The organism is Sphingomonas mucosissima (assembly GCF_002197665.1).
Taxonomy (GTDB): domain Bacteria; phylum Pseudomonadota; class Alphaproteobacteria; order Sphingomonadales; family Sphingomonadaceae; genus Sphingomonas; species Sphingomonas mucosissima.
Map to the genome: position 1 here is coordinate 1,198,537 of NZ_NBBJ01000001.1, position 18,483 is coordinate 1,217,019.

General features: G+C 62.6%; 14 protein-coding genes. 10 read left to right on the forward strand and 4 right to left on the reverse strand.

The window, feature by feature from the left end:
* Positions 1 to 67 precede the first annotated feature (67 nt).
* From hisF to SPMU_RS05820, 8 genes are all read left to right on the forward strand, one after another.
* On the forward strand, positions 68 to 829 hold the full coding sequence (hisF, locus tag SPMU_RS05785) for an imidazole glycerol phosphate synthase subunit HisF (RefSeq protein WP_088332718.1): 762 nt from the start codon (positions 68 to 70) through the stop codon (positions 827 to 829).
* Between the two features lie 281 nt (positions 830 to 1,110).
* Entirely contained in the window at positions 1,111 to 1,446 is a 336-nt protein-coding gene (locus tag SPMU_RS05790; RefSeq protein ID WP_088333201.1) for a phosphoribosyl-ATP diphosphatase, read from the forward strand.
* Positions 1,447 to 1,456: 10 nt separating this feature from the next.
* Positions 1,457 to 1,849, forward strand: coding sequence for a histidine triad nucleotide-binding protein (locus SPMU_RS05795; RefSeq protein ID WP_088332719.1), 393 nt, complete (start codon positions 1,457 to 1,459; stop codon positions 1,847 to 1,849).
* A gap of 127 nt (positions 1,850 to 1,976) precedes the next feature.
* Entirely contained in the window at positions 1,977 to 3,554 is a 1,578-nt protein-coding gene (locus SPMU_RS05800) for an amino acid permease (RefSeq protein ID WP_088332720.1), read from the forward strand.
* A gap of 109 nt (positions 3,555 to 3,663) precedes the next feature.
* Positions 3,664 to 5,775: an NAD-dependent DNA ligase LigA gene (gene ligA, locus SPMU_RS05805; RefSeq protein ID WP_088333202.1), complete on the forward strand. Its 2,112-nt coding sequence runs from the start codon at positions 3,664 to 3,666 to the stop codon at positions 5,773 to 5,775.
* A gap of 165 nt (positions 5,776 to 5,940) precedes the next feature.
* Entirely contained in the window at positions 5,941 to 9,309 is a 3,369-nt protein-coding gene (locus tag SPMU_RS05810; protein WP_088332722.1) for a TonB-dependent receptor, read from the forward strand.
* Between the two features lie 103 nt (positions 9,310 to 9,412).
* Positions 9,413 to 10,531, forward strand: a complete 1,119-nt coding sequence (locus SPMU_RS05815; protein WP_088332724.1) for a sensor histidine kinase — start codon at positions 9,413 to 9,415, stop codon at positions 10,529 to 10,531.
* An 85-nt stretch (positions 10,532 to 10,616) separates the two neighbouring features.
* Positions 10,617 to 11,417 carry a LytR/AlgR family response regulator transcription factor gene (locus SPMU_RS05820; RefSeq protein ID WP_088332726.1) on the forward strand — a complete coding sequence of 267 codons (801 nt, stop codon included), beginning with the start codon at positions 10,617 to 10,619 and terminating at the stop codon, positions 11,415 to 11,417.
* Between the two features lie 42 nt (positions 11,418 to 11,459).
* Here the strand turns inward: SPMU_RS05820 and SPMU_RS05825 are convergent, their stop codons facing one another.
* Positions 11,460 to 13,817: a TonB-dependent receptor gene (locus SPMU_RS05825; RefSeq protein WP_088332728.1), complete on the reverse strand. Its 2,358-nt coding sequence runs from the start codon at positions 13,815 to 13,817 to the stop codon at positions 11,460 to 11,462.
* A gap of 201 nt (positions 13,818 to 14,018) precedes the next feature.
* Here SPMU_RS05825 and SPMU_RS05830 point away from each other — a divergent pair, with 201 nt between their 5' ends.
* Positions 14,019 to 15,869, forward strand: a complete 1,851-nt coding sequence (locus SPMU_RS05830; protein WP_088332730.1) for an ABC-F family ATP-binding cassette domain-containing protein — start codon at positions 14,019 to 14,021, stop codon at positions 15,867 to 15,869.
* 72 nt (positions 15,870 to 15,941) lie between these two features.
* Here the strand turns inward: SPMU_RS05830 and SPMU_RS05835 are convergent, their stop codons facing one another.
* Together SPMU_RS05835 and SPMU_RS05840 are read right to left on the reverse strand one after the other, a co-directional pair.
* Positions 15,942 to 16,403 carry a DUF1465 family protein gene (locus SPMU_RS05835; protein ID WP_088332732.1) on the reverse strand — a complete coding sequence of 154 codons (462 nt, stop codon included), beginning with the start codon at positions 16,401 to 16,403 and terminating at the stop codon, positions 15,942 to 15,944.
* A gap of 80 nt (positions 16,404 to 16,483) precedes the next feature.
* Positions 16,484 to 16,681 (reverse strand): YdcH family protein, encoded by a 198-nt coding sequence (locus SPMU_RS05840; RefSeq protein WP_088332734.1) that lies wholly within the window; start codon positions 16,679 to 16,681, stop codon positions 16,484 to 16,486.
* 184 nt (positions 16,682 to 16,865) lie between these two features.
* Here SPMU_RS05840 and SPMU_RS05845 point away from each other — a divergent pair, with 184 nt between their 5' ends.
* Complete coding sequence (locus SPMU_RS05845) at positions 16,866 to 17,021, forward strand: YdcH family protein (RefSeq protein ID WP_088332736.1); 156 nt, start codon at positions 16,866 to 16,868, stop codon at positions 17,019 to 17,021.
* 46 nt (positions 17,022 to 17,067) lie between these two features.
* On the opposite strand, the gene SPMU_RS05850 is transcribed toward SPMU_RS05845, so the two are convergent.
* A complete protein-coding gene (locus tag SPMU_RS05850) occupies positions 17,068 to 18,477 on the reverse strand; it encodes a coniferyl aldehyde dehydrogenase (protein ID WP_088332738.1) in 1,410 nt (469 codons plus the stop codon).
* Between the last annotated feature and the right edge of the window lie 6 nt (positions 18,478 to 18,483).

Here is an 18,483-nt window from a genome sequence, read left to right on the forward strand (position 1 = left end):
GCGCCAAGCAGGCGCGCCGTTGCAGTGATGCTCCAGTTTGTCAGCAAGCCGCTGTGGATGCGTTCCAATGACCGTTCGCGCCCGAGTGATCCCCTGCCTCGACGTGGCCGAAGGCCGTGTCGTCAAGGGAGTGAACTTTGTTGACCTGATTGATGCCGGCGATCCGGTGGAGCAAGCGCGCGCCTATGACGCCGCTGGTGCGGACGAGTTATGCTTCCTCGACATTACGGCAAGCCACGAGGGACGCGAGACCATCCTGGATGTCGTGCGGCGCACCGCTGCCGTGTGCTTCATGCCGTTAACGGTCGGCGGCGGCGTCAGGACCGCCGATGATGCACGTGCGCTGCTTTTGGCCGGCGCTGATAAGGTGGCGGTGAACTCCGCGGCGGTCTCGAGGCCGGAGGTGGTTGCGGACATTGCCGAGCGGTTCGGCAGCCAGTGCTGCGTCGCGAGCGTTGACGCCAGGCGGACGGAGAACGGGTGGGAAGTGTTCACGCACGGCGGCCGCCGCGCAACGGGCATTGATGCGGTTCAGCATGCCTTGCGCCTGGCGGACCTGGGCGCTGGCGAGATCTTGCTGACTTCCATGGACCGCGATGGCACGCGAAACGGCTATGATCTCGATCTCATAAGGGCCGTCGCTGACCGGACCACGGTGCCCGTCGTTGCTTCCGGAGGGGTCGGTAGACTCGACGATCTGGTTCGCGGCGTTACTGAAGGTCATGCGTCCGCGGTGCTAGCGGCCTCGATCTTCCATTTCGGGGAGGCGACGATTGCGGATGCGCACGCTGCGCTTGCGCACGCCGGAGTGCCAGTTCGATCCCATTGAAACGGCACGGCTGGAGCGAAGCTGATGCACTATGAGCGCCCGGTAACGCTTTGGTGAGAAACGGGAGTATGCAGCATTGACGTTAATATACGCGCATCTGCTCCTCCCATCCGCCGAGGCAGCAACCGCCAGCGCCGTTTCGACTCCCCGTAAGGGTCCGGAGCTATCCGATATCGTTCTGTTCCTGGTAGCAGCCGTCGCCGTTTGGCTCGCGCGCCGTGCGTTGCGCAATCGTGGCCGTAGAGGTTGACCTGAGCGAGCGTGCGCGGCACCTCGCCGCGATGGCCGATGACATTCTCGAGCGTTTGGAAGCGACGATACGTGCCCGCAAGGACAACCCAGCCGTGCGGTCCTACACTGCCAGCCTGTTCTTTCAGGGGCGACACAAGATCGCGCAGAAAGTCGGCGAGGAAGCTGTAGAAACTGTCATTGCCGCTTGCTCCGGCGAGGATCAGGACATCGTGCCTGAGGCCGCGGACCTTCTCTTCCACCTCCTGATCCTGCTCGCCGATGCTGGCCTTAGCCTGGACGATGTGCGCCGGGAGCTGGCGCGGCGGGAGGGCCAGTCCGGTCACGACGAAAAGGCCGGCCGACCCCTTTCATTCCGTCCGGAGTAAGGTCAAGCACATGCCCGTTGACGCCACCCTGCCCTATGACGACCAGAACATCTTCGCCCGGATCCTCCGCGGTGAGATACCGGCCCGTAAAGTGTATGAGGATGAGTTCGCGCTGGCGTTCCACGACATCGCACCGTGGTCACCGACCCACATTCTCGTCATCCCGAAGGGACCCTACGTCAGCTGGGACGATTTCTCCGCGCGCGCCAGCGATGCCGAGATAGCGGGCTTCGTTCGCGCGGTCGGGCATGTTGCTCGGGATGCTGGGCTCGTCGGACCCGGTTACAGGTTGCTCGCGAACGCCGGGCCGCACAGCCATCAGGAAGTGCCGCACCTGCACGTTCACATACTTGCGGGACGGCCGCTGGGCCCGATGCTGATCGAGAACGACAGCCGAAAGTAACCGAGCAGCCGCAATTACACGGGGGTAACGCTGTGAGGGATTGCGCGCCGCCGATCTCCCGCTAGTTTCGCCCGATTCAAGAAATTGGGCGGCCAGCAAGGCCGCACCTCCTGGGGGAAAGGGCCGCATGATCTTTGGCCGGGTAAAACCGCTCGATGCCATCTTGGCGACTGCCGAGAAGAAATCGCTTCATCGTACCTTGGGCTGGTTCCAGCTCACACTTTTCGGCATCGGCTGCGTCATTGGCACGGGTATCTTCGTGTTGACCTCGGCGGGCGCGCAAAAGGCCGGTCCCGGTCTCATGCTCGCGTTCGCGATTGCTGGCGCGATCTGCATCGTCGCGGCTTTGTGTTATGCTGAGATCGCGGCGATGATCCCGGTCGCCGGATCGGCTTACACCTACAGTTACGCCACCATGGGCGAACTGGTCGGGTGGACTGTCGGATGGGCGCTGATCCTGGAATATGCCGTGGCCGCAAGCGCGGTGTCGGTGGGATGGTCCGGCTACTTCACCGGTACGATCCTCAACGAGTTCCTTGGCATCAACCTACCGCCTTGGCTCTCCGGCGCGCCGCTTGCGCTCGGCGGCGTCGAGGGCGGGTTCATCAACTTGCCGGCGGTGGTGATATCCCTGCTCATCACCTGGCTGCTGATGGTTGGTACGACCGAGAGTGCGCGGGTGAATGCCGTTCTCGTCGCCATCAAGGTGACCGCCTTGACGGCCTTCGTCGCGCTGACGATCCCCTCAGAGGCTTTCAGCGCAGATCGCTTCAATCCCTTCCTGCCGGCCGGCGTCTTCGGCGGCTTCGGCACTGGCGTTGGCGCAGTGGGTGCTGCGGCGACCATTTTCTTCGCGTATGTGGGTTTTGACGCTGTGTCGACCGCGGCAGAAGAAACCAAGAACCCGCAGCGCAACGTCCCGATCGGCCTGGTCGGCTCTCTACTCTTCTGCACCGTCTTCTACATTCTGGTGGCGGCGGGCGCGATCGGCACCGTGGGCGGTCAGCCGATCATGGGGCCGAATGGTGTGCCTTTCCCGGCCGGTTCGGAAGAACTGGCGCGCCAGTGCGCCACCTTCGCTACGACCGATCTGCCGCTCGTCTGCTCCAACGAGGCGCTTGCCCACGTCCTGCGTCAGATCGGTTGGTCGGGCGTCGGAAACATGCTCGGCATCGCCGCCTTTCTCGCGCTTCCGTCGGTGATCCTGATTCTCATGTTCGGCCAAACGCGCATCTTCTTCGTGATGAGCCGCGACGGTCTCCTTCCGGAGCGGCTGTCGGCGGTTCATCCCAAGTGGAAGACGCCGTACATCGTCACGGCGATCACCGGTGCCGCGGTCGCTTTCGCTGCCGCCTTCCTGCCCGTCGGCAAGCTGGCGGACATCGCGAATGCCGGAACGCTTTATGCCTTCATGATGGTGGCCATCGCGGTGATGATCCTTCGTCGCACGGAGCCGAATCGCCCGCGTAGCTTCCGCACGCCCGCGCTTCTGATCGTGGGCCCCTTGACGATCGCCGGCTGCGTCTTCTTGTTCTTCAACCTGCCAGTGGACGCGATGCTGGTGCTCCCGATCTGGGGCATTGTCGGCCTCGTGATCTACTTCGCCTACGGTTACCGCGCGTCGCACCTCGGCCGCGGATTGGTGGAGGTTCATGAAAGCGAAGCCGTGCACGACGTGAACCCGGAGATCCCGGGCACCCACTGATCACGTGATTAGATGTGCGTTTAAAGGCCGGTGCATCGCTCCGGCCTTTTCGCATCGGCTTGGCGACGCACCCGGCGTCGCCTAACCAGCGCACATGACTGCGCTTCCGATGACCGACGAAACCGCCGCTGCCGAACTGGCGCATCTTGCCGCCGAGATCGCGCGTCACAATCGCCTGTATCACGCCGACGATGCGCCGGAGATCTCGGACGCCGATTATGACGCCCTAGTTCGCCGCAACAACGCGATCGAAGGCGCCTTTCCCCATCTGATCCGGGCCGACTCGCCGTCGCGTCAAGTGGGAGCGGCGCCGGCAGGGCACCTGGCCAAGGTCGCGCATGCCCGGCCGATGACCAGCCTCGACAACGCCTTTTCTGACGAGGAAGTGGAGGAGTTCGTCGCCCGCGTCCGGCGGTTTCTCCGCCTCGAAGACGATGCATCCGTGGCGCTTACCGCCGAGCCGAAGATCGACGGTCTCTCCTGTTCCCTGCGTTATGAGAACCGCCGTTTGGTTCAAGCATTGACGCGCGGCGACGGCACGACTGGCGAAGATGTCACGGCCAACGTGCGCACCATCACTGACATTCCGGGAACGCTGCCGCCAGAGGCGCCCAATGTATTCGAGGTACGTGGCGAAGTTTATATGGCGAAGGCAGACTTCGCCGCGCTCAACAAGCGCCTCGCCGACGAGGCTGTCGACGCCGGCAAGCAGGCGCGCCAGTTCGCTAATCCGCGCAATGCAGCGGCAGGGTCGCTTCGGCAGAAGGAGGCGACCGTTACTGCCCAGCGTCCATTGCGGTTTCTTGCGCACGGATGGGGTGAAACCGCCGCGCTGCCAGGAGAAACGCAAGAGGCGGTCGTCGCAGCAATCCGCCGATGGGGCTTTCCCGTCGCATCCGATTTCGCCAGGACCGAAAGCGTCGGCGACGCGCTCGCGCGATATCGTGAAATCGAAGCAAAGCGCGCGGACCTGCCATTCGACATCGACGGTGTCGTGTACAAGGTTGATCGGCTCGATTGGCAAGAGCGGCTCGGCTTCGTCGCGCGCGCACCGCGCTGGGCGATCGCCCACAAGTTTCCGGCCGAGCGAGCCCAGACCACGCTCAACAGCATCGACATACAAGTCGGCCGCACCGGCAAGCTCACACCCGTTGCAAAGCTTGAGCCGGTCACCGTCGGCGGGGTGGTGGTCCGGAACGCCACGCTTCACAACGCTGACGAGGTGGCGCGCTTAGGGGTGCGGCCCGGCGATCGTGTGGTCGTGCAACGCGCCGGCGACGTGATCCCGCAGATCGTCGAGAACCTTACCGCCGCCGAGGAGCTCCAGCCGTGGATCTTCCCGACGCATTGTCCGGAATGCGGCTCCGAGGCCGTGCGCGAGCCGGGCGAAGTCGATTGGCGCTGCTCCGGCGGCCTCGTGTGCCCCGCACAGCAGGTGGAGCGACTACGCCACTTCGCCTCTCGCCACGCGCTCGATATCGAGGGGCTCGGGATCACAACGATCGAGAGCTTCTTCGCGGATGGCTTGATCGCAACACCAGCGGACATCTTCCGGCTGAGGGAGCAGCAACTTCTCGCGCGCGAGCGCTGGGCCGAGGTGTCGGCCCGCAATCTGATCGCGGCCATAGACGCGAAGCGCCAGCCGCCACTGGATCGGTTCCTCTTTGGCTTGGGCATTCGCCATATCGGCGAAGTGACCGCGCGGGATCTGGCGCGGCGCTGGACCAGCTGGGACGCCTTTCGCGCCATGATCAGGGCCGGGGTGAAAAAGCGCGACAGCATGTTGCAGGCGATCGGCGAGACTGACGATAAACTGCTCGCGCGAACCGCCAAGGAACTCGCAACGATCGTCGATACGAAGCAGGTCGGCCCCGAAGTTGCACTGGCACTGATCGACTTCTTCGCGGAACAGCGAAACGAGGCCGCGGTTGCAGACCTGTTGTCGCAATTGCAGCCCGCAGACGTAGTCCATGAGACTCGGTCATCCGAGGTGTCAGGCCAAACAGTGGTATTCACCGGCACCTTGGAGACGATGAGTCGTGACGAGGCAAAGGCGCAGGCCGAGTCCCTCGGCGCACGCGTGGCCAGTTCCGTGTCTGCCAAGACCGACCTCGTCGTTGTTGGGCCTGGCGCCGGCAGCAAGGCAAAGAAGGCTGCAGAACTCGGCATACGCGTGATCGACGAAGCGGCCTGGCAGCAGTTGGTCGCCTCTGCCGAATAGTCTCAATACACCTGTCGCCTTTTTGCAACGCAGCACATTCAAAATCGGTTCCCCCGGAATTCTGCTCGCCGCCGTAATCGAACAGAAATATTGCGAGCGCAGGGGCGCGGCAGGCGGTTCAGGCACCGCGTGCCAGAGCATGAGCTCCAAGGGGAATTTTGATCAATGCGACATAACCTGTTTCTGGGTGCAGCAGCTGTTGCGCTCATCGCGCCGGCTGGGGCGATGGCTCAGGAAACCACGTCGGTTATCCGCGGCACGGTGACGGCTGCAGGTGCACCGGTTCCAGGTGCAACGGTGACCATCGTGAACGTTCCGTCGGGAACGACCAGCACGGTGACGACGGGCGCCAACGGCTCGTTCAACGCATCTGGTCTCCGCGTCGGCGGCCCGTTCTCCGTAACGGTCGCTGCCCCCGGCTACCCGCAGGTTACCGTCACCGACATCTTCACCGTCGTCGCACAAGCCTTTGATCTGCCAGTCGAATTGCAGGCAGAGAGCACCGACACTGCTGGCGGCGATATCGTCATCACCGCATCGCGTGTGGCCAACGCCCGCACAGTCAGCCAGGGTCCTGCGACGGTTCTAACGGCCGCTGACATCGCCAGCGTAGCGTCGGTGAACCGCGACGTCCGCGACCTGATGCGCCGTGACCCGTTTGCACGCCTTGACGATACGCCCAACGGCCGCGCTGTCAGCTTCGCGGGCCAGAATGCGCGTTTCAACCGCTTCTCGGTTGACGGTGTCCCGGTCACCGATAATTTCGGCCTCAATCCGGACGGTCTTCCCACCCGTCGTTCGCCCATCCCTTTCGACGCGATCGGCCAGTTCCAGACCAAGGTCGCGCCATATGACGTGCGCGAGGGCAACTTCCAGGGCGGCGCGATCAACGCTATTCTGAAGTCGGGCACCAACAGCTTTCACGGCACCGGCTTTTACGCCTATTCCGAAGACGGGTTGACCGGCAAGGAAACCAAGGCAGGTCCGGGTGTACCGACCGGTCGGGTGACGCTCCCGAACTTCAAGGTCGAAAATTACGGCGCGCAGCTGTCCGGCCCGATCATCAAGGACAAGCTGTTCTTCATGATCGCCGGTGAGCGCATCCGCGACAACAGGCCGATTGCAGAAGGTACTGCCGGTACCAACGCCGGTGCCGTTGTCCCCAACATCACCGACGCGCAGGTCGCAGAGATCCAGCGGATCGCGCAGTCACGCTACGGCTATGACTCTGGCGGTATTCTCAGCGAGTCGAACGATCGCGACGATCGCCTCGTTGCCCGTATCGACGCCAACCTGTCGGATACGCAGCGTGCCTCGGTGACGTATCTGTACACCAAGGATTCGATTCAGATTGGCCAGAATACCTTCTTGACCGGTACGCCGGGCTTAGGCCTTGAGTCGAATGGCTACATTGGTTCGAACCGTCTTCACACCGGCGTTGCTCAGCTGAACAGTGACTGGACTGACGAATTTTCAACCGAAGTTCGCGGGTTCTACAAGGACTATAAGCGCGGACAGGATCCGATCCTCGGCCGGGGCTTTGCGCAAATGCAGGTCTGCACCGCACCGACCTCGGATCGCGGCACCAGCACGAATCTGACCAGTAACGATCTGGCTGGCACCTGTCAGTCTGGCTTCGGCAACGTCTCGTTCGGTCCGGACGTGTCGCGTCAGTCCAACGAGCTGACCAGCCGCACCTATGGCGGTCTCGTCCAGGCGCGCCTGACACGTAACAACCACGACCTGCGCATCTTCGCCGAATTCCAGGACACGAAGATCTTCAACCTCTTCGTGCAGCGCACCGCCGGCGACTACTATTTCGACTCGCTCGCCGACTTCGCTGCCGGCAACGCGCAGCGTTTCCGCTACGGCAACGCGGTGCCCAGCCTCGATCCCATCAACGGCGCGGCGCGCTTCCGTTATCAGTCCTACACCTTTGGCATTCAGGACACGTGGTCGATCAGCGACGTCCTGACGCTCTCCTATGGCGCGCGTTATGACCTGTTCGGCGGTGACAGCCGTCCGGAGCTGAACGCAAGCTTCCTTACCCGCTACGGCTACCCCAACACTTCGTACATCTCCGGTCGCGGCGTGTTCCAGCCGCGCGTCGGGTTTGACTTCAAGCCGGTCTCCGACGTGTCGCTCCGCGGTGGCATCGGCATTTTCTCGGGCGGCTCGCCGGACGTTTACGTATCGAACAGCTTCTCGAACACCGGGTTCCTGACAAACGCGATCGACGTGCGTCAGCTGAACGGCGGCGGCTATACGGTCCCCGGTTTCACCGGTCCTGCCGCGGCCGCAGCGGGTGCGGCGATCCTCAGCAACGTCAACGGCACGACGATCCCGACGGCGGCGAATGGCGTTCTCACCAACGCCTCCGTCAATACGCTGTCACCGACCAACGCACTTGATCCCAACTTCAAGGTTCCTTCGCAGTGGCGCGGCACCTTGTCTGCCGATTGGGATCCGAACTTTGGCGGCACCTTCGGCGACGGCTGGCATCTCGGCGCAGACTTCCTGTGGTCGGAAGTACGCAACCAAGTGTTTTTCACCGATCTGCGCGTCGTCCCGACTGCACTGCGCACTCCGGACGGTCGCGTTCGCTACACCTCTGCCGCCGGCAATCTGGGTGACACCAACCAGGATCTGATCCTGACCAACACGCAGCGCGGTCGCAGCCTCATCGGCGTGGCTCGCATCGCAAAGGACTTCGACTTCGGTCTGCGGGCGTTCGTTAGCTACAGCTATCAGAGCGTGAAGGATCAGGCGCCGGCGACCTCGTCGACCGCGTCGTCCAACTACGGCAACGGCGCGTTCCTCGATGCCAATGGCGCTGCCTACGGCATCTCAAACGACGAAGTGCGTCACAACCTGAAGTACAACCTGAGCTTCAACCACGCGTTCTTCGGCGACTATAAGACCAACTTCACCTTGTTCGGTGAAACTCGCATCGGTCGCCCGTACAGCTTTACGATGCAGGACCAGGTCAACAGCGGCCGCTCGCCGGTGTTCGGAACGAACGGCAGTGCCTCGCGCTACCTGCTCTACGTGCCGACTTCGACCACTGACGCACTGGTGTCGTATGACAGCACCGAGACGCGGGATTATATCGAGAACCTGATCAACACGACGAAGCTGAACAAGTATCGTGGTCAGATCGCGCCGCGTAATGCATTCAACTCGAAGTGGTTCACCCGGTTCGACCTTCACATCGGCCAGGAAATTCCGACATTTGTTGGCAACAGCCGTGTCGAATTATTCGCGGACATCGAGAACCTCACCAATCTGATCAACAAGAACTGGGGCCAGGTTCGCGAGTATCAGTTCCCTTACACGATCCCGGCGGTGCGCGTTCAGTGCCTTCAGACACCGGTTACAACGGGAACGGCGCCCACTACGGCAACGTTGACCGCAAACCCGACCCAAGCTTGCGCGCAGTACCGGTACAACGCGCCCGCTGCGACCCCGACCGATCAGATCTACCCGCGTCAGTCGCTGTACTCGATCCGCGTGGGTGCGCGCTTCACCTTCTGATCACGTTGAGCTGAACTGCAACGTCAGGGCCGTCGCTTTCCTCCGGGAGAGCGGCGGCTCTTCGTTTTTGCGCCGCGGCGAGTGGACGTGTAGAGGAGCCGGGATGGCGACTACCCTTCCCGCTCCCGCGTCCGGCTCATCGCCGATCCGGCCGAGCAACCTGGCTGTTCGGCCGTTCTTCGAGGACAAGGCGCGCGCGTTTTGGATTCTGCAAGCCGCCGGCTGGACGGGCTATCTCGTCCTCAGGACCGTGTCCTCGATCTCGAACGGTTTCACGCTGCAGGGCGTGATCAGCACCATTGTCGAAACTATCGTGGGCTATTGCATCACGTTGCTGTTGTCGGTGCTTTACGGCTTCTATCGCGGGTTGCCCCGGATCACGGCGATCATCCTCACCGTCTTCACCCTCGGCGCCGCGACCTTCATCTACGCGCTACTGGACACTTTCTCGTTCAGCTTCATCAAGCTGTCCGCGCCTGGCGTGGACGTGAAGCTCCTGATCGGTGCCTTGTTCCTCAATTTTACCGTGCTCGCCGGCTGGTCCGCGCTATACTTCGGGATCAACTTCTACCTGATCGTTGAAGAGCAGATCGACCAGCTTCAGCATTTGGAGACACAGGCGTCGTCGGCGCAGCTGGCGATGCTGCGCTACCAGCTGAACCCGCACTTCCTGTTCAACACGCTGAACTCCATCTCAACGCTGGTGCTGCTGAAGCAAACTGAGCGAGCGAATGCGATGCTCAGCCGCTTGTCGAGCTTCCTGCGCTACACGCTGGCTAACGAACCGACGGCGCACGTAACCCTGGCGCAGGAGGTCGAGACGCTGAAGCTGTATCTCGAGATCGAGAAGATGCGCTTCGAGGATCGGCTGCGGCCCAAGTTCGAGATCGATCCGGCGGCGGAGCGTGCCCGCTTGCCCTCGCTGCTGCTTCAGCCGCTTGTCGAAAACGCCATCAAATATGCCGTCACGCCGAAGGAAGAAGGCGCCGAAATCTGCGTCACCGCGCGGCTCAACGGTGATCGAGTGCGGATCGGCGTATCGGACACTGGCCCGGGCTTGCAGCCGACAAAGAACAGGCCAAGCCTTTCAACCGGCGTTGGGATCGCCAATATCAGGGAGCGACTGCAGCAATCTTTTGGGACGGATCACCGCTTCGAGCTTCGCGCCATGCCGACAGGGGGCTTCGGTGTGGAAATCGAGATACCGTTCCAGGTGGAGTGAGGGGGTACTAACGGGGGGAGTTGATTAAGACGGCCGCCAGTCTCGTCGGGACGAGGCGGCATACGTATCGGAGATCGAGCAGACCATGACCATCCGCACCATTCTCGTCGACGACGAGCCACTCGCGATCCAGGGCCTTGAGCTCCGGTTGCAGGTGCACGACGACGTCGAGATCATCGCCAAGTGCCAGAACGGGCGCGAGGCGATCAGCGCGATCAAGACTCACAAGCCCGACTTGGTTTTTCTCGACATCCAGATGCCCGGATTTGACGGCTTCTCGGTGGTCCAGGGTCTGATGGAGGTTGAGCCGCCGCTTTTCGTCTTCGTCACCGCCTATTCCGATCACGCTTTGCGCGCTTTCGAGGCACAGGCGGTCGACTATCTGATGAAGCCGGTTGAAGAGGCGCGGCTCGCCGACACGCTGGATCGCGTGCGGCAGCGTTTATCCGAGAAGTCGAGCGTCAACGAGGCGGAAAAGCTAAAGGAGGCGCTGGCGGAGCATGCGCCCGAAGCCGCTGCCGAGATCGTCGATGGCGGCGAAGGCCCCACGGCCAACCGGTTTGAAAAACTGATCAACGTAAAGGATCGTGGCCAGATCTTCCGGGTCGACGTCGATACGATCGAGATCGTGGAGGCGGCCGGCGATTATATGTGCATCAAGACGGCGGACAACACGCTGATCCTTCGGGAAACGATGAAGGATCTTGAAAAGCGGCTCGATCCACGCCGCTTTCAGCGCGTCCATCGCTCCACCATCGTCAATCTGGATCAGGTGCGACAGGTGAAGCCGCATACGAACGGTGAGTGCTTCCTCGTCCTGGACTCTGGGGCGCAGGTAAAGGTCAGCCGCAGCTATCGCGACGTGGTCGCGCGGTTCGTTCACTAGGCATGAAAAAGGGCCGGGAGATCGCTCCCGGCCCTTCTCGTGTTAGCGCGTTTTCAGTGCGAAGGACACGCCGATGATCCGCGGCTCATTGTACACCGCGGCATTGTAGTTCTCGATCACGCCCTTGAGGTTCTTCTCACCCGACAGGTTGCGGCCGAATGCGGCAATTTCGTAGCGATCATCAGGATCGGTATAGCCAATCTTCAGCCCAGTTTCGAAGTTGCCGTTCGAGTAGAACTCGCGCGTGCGGTAGAGGACGAAGTTCGTATAGCCTTGGACGTTGAAGTCGCCGGCCACGAACAAATTGCCCTCGTTCCACAGCGGAATGTCGTAGCGTACCGCCGCGTTGAGCTGCCACTTCGGGGCGTTCGGCAGCGGATTGCCGTCGATTTGCGCAAGCACCGCAGGCGCACCGAAGATCGAGCGCGTGACCGTCGGATCCTGCACCGTGCAGGTGACGCGTCCGTTCAGCGCGCAAACCTGCGCATAAACGCGATCGTCCTTGATCTCGGTCTTCAGCACGTTGCCACCCAGCGAGAAGCTGATGTTGCGGATCGGCCGCCACTCCAGCTCTGCCTCTACGCCCCATGCATCTGCTTTGTCGGCGTTGAAGAGCACGCCGTTGCCGTCAGCGTCGTTGCCGTTCAGCTGGATGTCGTCGACGCGCCAGTGGAATGCAGTCGCGTTCAAACGCAGGTTGGAGAAGGGTTCGCTCTTGAAGCCGAGCTCGTACGACATGATCGTCTCGGAATCGGCTGTCGTGAACGCCGAACCGAACACCGCCGAGCGGCCCTGAATGGTGGGTCCGCGGAAGCCGCGCGCAACGCGCGCGAACACGTTTACCTCCGGCGCAAGCTCATACAGTGCCGACAGGTCCCAGCTGGGCTCCTTGCCAACTAGCCGCACATTTCGCGGCGCGGTGGCCGGGAAGTTGACCGTGGCGCCCGTCATTGCCGCCTTGACCAGATCGGTGCGCTTGCGATCCTCCGTATAGCGTGCACCGCCGGTCAGCGTCAGCCGATCGCCGATCGTGTAGCTCGCCTGGCCAAACACGGCCCATGAGGTGTTGACGTTGCGCAGCCGCACCCAATTGCCCGGGTTGTTGGTGTTTGAGTTGGAGGCGACGAACGGCGCGGTCAAGAAGAAGCGGCGCTGATAAAAGTCCGTCGTGTCTCGGCTGTCGAAGTAGAATCCGCCGACCTGCCACTTGAGCGCCGTGTTCCCGCTGCTGGCGAGGCGCACTTCCTGGGTCCATTGGTCAAGGTCGCGAACGTTGCCCTGGCTTTGCCCATAGCCATTGGGCGCGCCGTTCACCGGGAAGTCGGCAGCCGCACCACCATCGGTGTCACCACGGCTGAAGCCGGAGGTCGTCTCGTAGCCTGTGATCGACGTCAGCGTGATCCCGCCGAAGTCCCACGCGATGTTGGCCGAACCGCCGTATGTCTCATAGGCCTGCGGATTGTTCGCCGCCTCGTCCTGGCGGATCACGTCCCGGCGGCGGGTCGGCTTGTTCGAGCCGCGCGGCAGCGCGCTGCGGTAGAAGACCGTCGAAGTGCCGTCATAATCGCGATAATGGCCGGACAGATTGATCGATAGGTCTTCGGTCGGCGTAAACAGCAGCTGGAGACGGGCGTCCTTCTCCTCAAATCCGCCCAGCACGTTCTTGCCGCCGCGCGTTCCATCGAAGCTCGGGCCGGTATAGGCGTTGTCGATCCAATCGTCCCGGCGCTGGTACAGGCCGGAGACGCGGAATGCGAGCTTGTCCTGCACGATCGGGCCGCCGACGCCCACATCCGCCGTCAAGGTGTTGTAGGTGCCGTAGGAGAAATTCCCACGCGCCCTGAAGTCCATCGAGGGACGGATCGTGTCAAACTTGATGATGCCCGCCGTGGTATTGCGGCCGAATAGTGAGCCCTGCGGGCCACGCAGAACCTCAACCTGTGCCACGTCAAACACCGGGTTTGATTTCAGGACCACATGCTCCAGCACGACGTCGTCCTGGATGATCGACACCGGCTGCGATGCACCGAGATAGAAGTCGATGTTGCCCAGGCCGCGGATGTAGAAGCGCGGAAAGATACGACCGGTGGTCGTTTCGGCATACAGGCCCGGCACGCGGCCAGCGAGGGCGATGATGTCCTCGCCGCCACTCTGGAATTGGCGCAGCGCGTCGCCGCGAACGGCAGTGAGCGAGACAGGTACGCGCTGCTGGTTCTCTTCGCGGCGCTCTGCAGTGACCACGATCTCGTCAAGGCCGCTGTCTGTAGCGGTGGCGACGCTCGCCCCCTGGTTCGTCTGTGACGGATCTGTTGCTTGCGCCGCGGCAAGGCCGGGCAGCGCCAGCATGGCGGTCGCAGACAGAAGAAGCGCGCGGCGCGCGGTAACGGAAGACACTCTCATTCCCCTTTCAAATGATCATGGGGGCGCATGCCGTCATGTGCCTGTGATCAGGCCTGACGGATCGTCTATGCGGCCGTGGCTCGGCTTTCCCCAACTCCGCCGTTACGCGGCGACTGCGACCGCTTTGTGACAAAGTATGTCCTAAACCGCCGCGCATCAGAACTGTACGTTCTGCGCCCAAGTCTGCTAAGAGCTCGCGCCATGCTTACGATCAATGGTATCACCGTGCGCCTGGGCGGGCGCGCGATCCTCGACGGCGCGTCGGCCTCGCTGCCGCCAGGGAGCCGGGTCGGCCTGATCGGGCGCAATGGTGCCGGCAAATCGACCATGGTGAAGGTGATCGCCGGTCAGCTAGAGCCGGATGGCGGATCGATCGACATGCCGCGCGGCGCGCGGATCGGCTATATCGCGCAGGAAGCGCCGGCCGGCGATGCAACGCCGTTCGAAACGGTGCTCGCCGCCGACCTCGAACGTGCGCGGCTGATGGAGCAGAGCGAGACCGAAGCCGATCCGGAGAAGCTCGGCGACATTTACGAGCGGCTGATCGCCATCGACGCATATACCGCGCCGGCGCGCGCGTCGCAGATCCTGCTGGGTCTTGGCTTTGACGAAGACGCACAGAACCAGCCGCTCGACAGCTTCTCCGGCGGCTGGAAGATGCGTGTGGCGCTGGCTGCCCTGCTCTTCTCCCAGCCCGATCTGCTCCTGCTCGACGAGCCCTCCAACCACCTCGATCTCGAAGCAGTGATGTGGCTGGAGGACTTCCTACGCTCCTACCGCGCAACGATCGTGGTCGTGAGCCACGAGCGAGACTTCCTGAACAACGTGGTCGATCACATCCTGCACCTCCAGGGCGGCAAGACGACGCTCTACGTCGGCGGCTATGACGCGTTCGAACGGCAACGCGCAGAACGCATGGCGCAGATCGCTGCGGCCAAGGCCAACCAGGACGCGCAGCGGGCGAAGCTCCAGGACTATATCGCGCGCAACTCCGCACGCGCTTCCACGGCGAAACAGGCTCAAAGCCGGGCAAAGATGCTGGCAAGGATGCAGCCCATCGCCGAGTTGGCCAACGATCCTACTCTGTCCTTTGGCTTCCCGGATCCGGAACCACTTCGCCCTCCGCTGATCACGCTGGATCATGCGAGCGTCGGCTATGGCGAGACACCGATCCTGAAGCGGCTTAACCTGCGGATGGATCCGGACGATCGCATCGCGCTGCTCGGGCGCAACGGTAACGGCAAGACAACTCTGGCGCGGCTGGTGGCGGCACAATTGGCGCCGATGGACGGCGGCATGTCGGTCAGCAATCGAATGCGGGTCGGCTATTTCACGCAATATCAGGTCGAGGAGCTGGACTCGGACGATACGCCGCTGGCGCACATGACGCGCGTCATGCCCAGCGCAAGTCCGGCGGCCGTTCGCGCGCAGCTCGGCCGGTTCGGCTTCTCGGGCGATCGTGCGACGGCAAAGGTCGGCAAGATGTCGGGCGGTGAGCGCGCGCGCCTGGCGCTTGCGCTGATCACCCGCGAGGCCCCGCACCTCCTGATCCTCGACGAGCCTACGAACCACTTGGACGTCGATGCCCGCGAGGCGCTCGTGCAGGCGCTGAACGACTATAAAGGCGCCGTGCTGATCGTCAGCCACGATCGTCACATGGTGGAGCTGACGGCCGATCGGCTGGTGCTGGTCGACGGCGGAACGGCACGCGAGTTCGACGGCAGTCTTGATGACTATGTCGCATTCGTGCTCGCCAAGGAGTCCAAAAGCGAGGCGAAGGCGCGCAAGGGCGATCGAAAGGCAGCGGCAGAAAAGCGGGAAAGCGACAAAGCACGGCAAAAGGACGCGAAAGAGGCCGAGGCGGAGATCGCGCGCCTTCAGGGGGAGCAGTCAGCCGTCGATCATGCGATGTTCGATCCGTCTCGTGCCGACAAGTCGCTTGCCGGCCTGACCATGACCGAGCTCATGAAGAAGCGCGCGGACTTGGTTGAACGGATCGAGGCGGCGGAGGCGCGCTGGCTGGCGGCCACGGAAGCGCTCGAAGCCGCTTAAAAAGGGTCGCCCGCTGCTGCGCAGCGCCGTAAAGGCCATTGCGTCAGCGCAACGGGTGTTCCCGTCCCTGCCTCAGAACGAAAGGGCGAGCCGTTCGAACATTTGTCGGGCCGGGCTTTGCTCGGGAGCACCCGCGACCTGCGCTGCATCGAGCCGCGCTACGCGCCGGTGAAGCTCGGCGCTCGCCGCAACCAGGCGTTGCGCGCGAAGCGGCAGTTCAGCGGTAATTGCCGGCACGGTGACCGGCGCTTCACCCAAACGGCGCGAGGGATGCAGCGCATCTCCTGCGCCCAGCTCTCCCGCGAAAACAGCACGCTGCGTAAGCAGCCAGGCGATCACATGCATCAGGCGGGTCGTGACCTTCAGCGATTCACAGCTGAATGTCACACGCGCCATCGGTGTCAGGCCCTCGCGCTCTTCTCGGCCGCCTTCGTCGAAATAGCTGCGGGCGTCGTCCGCTAGCACCATCGCCTCGACATAAAGCGAATCGATCAACCGTCGCTGAACCGACGAATCCTGCGCACCTTCATTCATGGGCCCCAGTATCCCTCCTCGCCGCCGGGATCACAGGATCTTGTCAGCGGTGCGTCGCTCCTGGCGTCCCAAAGCGATACTCAGGCGATGATGTCCGGGATGAGTTGATCCTCGATGGCCGCAATTTCGTCGCGCAGAAGCAGCTTGCGCTTCTTCAATCGGGCAAGCTGCAGCTGGTCCAGCGGCCCTTCCCTGGAAAGCGCCGCGATAGCGGAATCGAGATCGCGATGCTCGATCCGAAGCACGCCAAGCCGCGCAATTAACTGGCTGTCGTCCAACACCCTGCCTCCCTCGTCCGGCTTCGTAGCAGAGAGTTCCGCCCCGTCGCAGTTTGTCGTTACACGCGCGAGACGTCTTGTGCGAAGCCCAGCCGGTCGATCGTTAACCCTTTTTGCCGGGGACTTTCAGCGCAATCGATGATTTACTCCTGAGTCCCGTCAAGCAAGCAAGGAGGTTCCTGATATGGAGACTGCGCATCGTTCGGCTTTGGAAGCCAAGCATGCCCTACTCGATCAGCGCATCGACGACGAACGGCACCGGCCCAAGCCCGATAGCATGTTGATTGCAGACCTCAAGAAGCAGAAGCTGCGTCTCAAGGAAGAGATCACAGCTCACTGACGATATCCGCGGGTTCGGCGCGGAAGATCCCGCGCCGAGTTCCCGGTCAGCCGCCAATCTGCCGTGCCACTGCCTTTCGCGTCGCGGCGCCATAAGGCGGCTTCAGCCCGGCCAGCTTCGCCACATCCAGCTTCGATTGTTGGAAGACAGCCTTGGCGTGGCTGAAGGTCCGGAAGCCGTCGAGACCGTGATAGGATCCCATGCCCGACGGCCCGACGCCCCCGAACGGCAGATCCTCCATGGAAACGTGGAAAATTACATCGTCCAACGTTACGCCGCCAGAAATGGTGCGATCCAGCACCCGCCGCCGTTCGTCGCCATCCTTGCCGAAATAATACAATCCCAGCGGACGATCGCGCCGGTTCACTTCCGCGATTGCGCCGTCGATCCCGTCATAGCGACGCACCGGCAGTACCGGGCCAAAGATCTCCTCCTGCATCAGCGTCATGTCGTCGGTGACGTTGCGCACGATATGGAGGGGCATCTTGCGGCTGTTGGTGCTCCCGAAATCCTCGTTCGCGGGGTTCACCACGTCGATCTGCGCACCCTTGGACCGGGCGTCCTCGATCCAGTCGTTCAGTCGCTGATAATGGCGATCATTCACGATGCTGGTATAATCGGGATTGGCGAGCAACGTCGGGTACATGGCACTGGCCGCGGACTTTAGTTCATCCACGACCGCACTCTCCTGCTCGGAAGGAACAAGCACGTAATCGGGTGCCAGGCAGATCTGGCCCGCGTTGAGCATCTTGCCCACCGCGACCCGCTCGCCGACCTGCGTCACGTCTGCGCCCTTGCCGACGATCACCGGCGATTTGCCACCAAGCTCCAGAGTTACGGGCGTCAGATTATCGGCAGCGGCATGCAGGATATGGCGGCCGATGCCGGTGGCGCCAGTGAACAGCAGGTGATCGAACGGCAGCTCTGCAAAGGCCTTGCCGACCTCCGGCCCGCCTGAGACGAAGGCAAGCTCCGTCGGATCGAAATAGCGCGCGGCGATCTCCTCGAACAACGCGGCCGTTACGGGCGTATACTCGCTGGTCTTCACCATGGCTCGGTTACCCGCGGCAAATACGCCGGCGAGCGGCGACATGACGAGGTTCACCGGGAAGTTCCACGGCGCGATCACGCCAATGACGCCCTTCGGCTGATATTCGACCCAGGCCTTTGCACCGAGCAATCCTAGCGGAAACTGCACGCCGCGCTTCTCCGGCTTGGCCCATTTATCCAGCATCTCCAGTGCATGGTTGATCGGCGCGATGGAGCCGCCGATGTCGGTAATCATCGACTGTTCGCGGCTGCGGTGGCCGAAATCCTCGCTTAGTGCGTCACAAAAGCGCTCCGCATGGTCCCGGATCATTGCCGAGGCGCGTTTCAGCCGGTCCTTGCGGATGGAGAGCGGCTCGGGCAGCGCGGCCATGAAGCTCTCGCGCTGGGCATCCAATATCTCTCTCATGACGTC

What these genes read in the sequence shown, in the direction of transcription:
- SPMU_RS05835 (WP_088332732.1), bottom strand. Translation starts at nt 16,403, where the DNA reads ATGAATGAAGGTGCGCAGGATTCGTCGGTTCAGCGACGGTTGATCGAT.
- SPMU_RS05845 (WP_088332736.1), top strand. Translation starts at nt 16,866, where the DNA reads ATGGAGACTGCGCATCGTTCGGCTTTGGAAGCCAAGCATGCCCTACTC.
- SPMU_RS05830 (WP_088332730.1), top strand. Translation starts at nt 14,019, where the DNA reads ATGCTTACGATCAATGGTATCACCGTGCGCCTGGGCGGGCGCGCGATC.
- SPMU_RS05815 (WP_088332724.1), top strand. Translation starts at nt 9,413, where the DNA reads ATGGCGACTACCCTTCCCGCTCCCGCGTCCGGCTCATCGCCGATCCGG.
- SPMU_RS05810 (WP_088332722.1), top strand. Translation starts at nt 5,941, where the DNA reads ATGCGACATAACCTGTTTCTGGGTGCAGCAGCTGTTGCGCTCATCGCG.
- SPMU_RS05820 (WP_088332726.1), top strand. Translation starts at nt 10,617, where the DNA reads ATGACCATCCGCACCATTCTCGTCGACGACGAGCCACTCGCGATCCAG.
- SPMU_RS05825 (WP_088332728.1), bottom strand. Translation starts at nt 13,817, where the DNA reads ATGAGAGTGTCTTCCGTTACCGCGCGCCGCGCGCTTCTTCTGTCTGCG.
- hisF (WP_088332718.1), top strand. Translation starts at nt 68, where the DNA reads ATGACCGTTCGCGCCCGAGTGATCCCCTGCCTCGACGTGGCCGAAGGC.
- SPMU_RS05795 (WP_088332719.1), top strand. Translation starts at nt 1,457, where the DNA reads ATGCCCGTTGACGCCACCCTGCCCTATGACGACCAGAACATCTTCGCC.
- SPMU_RS05800 (WP_088332720.1), top strand. Translation starts at nt 1,977, where the DNA reads ATGATCTTTGGCCGGGTAAAACCGCTCGATGCCATCTTGGCGACTGCC.
- ligA (WP_088333202.1), top strand. Translation starts at nt 3,664, where the DNA reads ATGACCGACGAAACCGCCGCTGCCGAACTGGCGCATCTTGCCGCCGAG.
- SPMU_RS05850 (WP_088332738.1), bottom strand. Translation starts at nt 18,477, where the DNA reads ATGAGAGAGATATTGGATGCCCAGCGCGAGAGCTTCATGGCCGCGCTG.
- SPMU_RS05790 (WP_088333201.1), top strand. Translation starts at nt 1,111, where the DNA reads ATGGCCGATGACATTCTCGAGCGTTTGGAAGCGACGATACGTGCCCGC.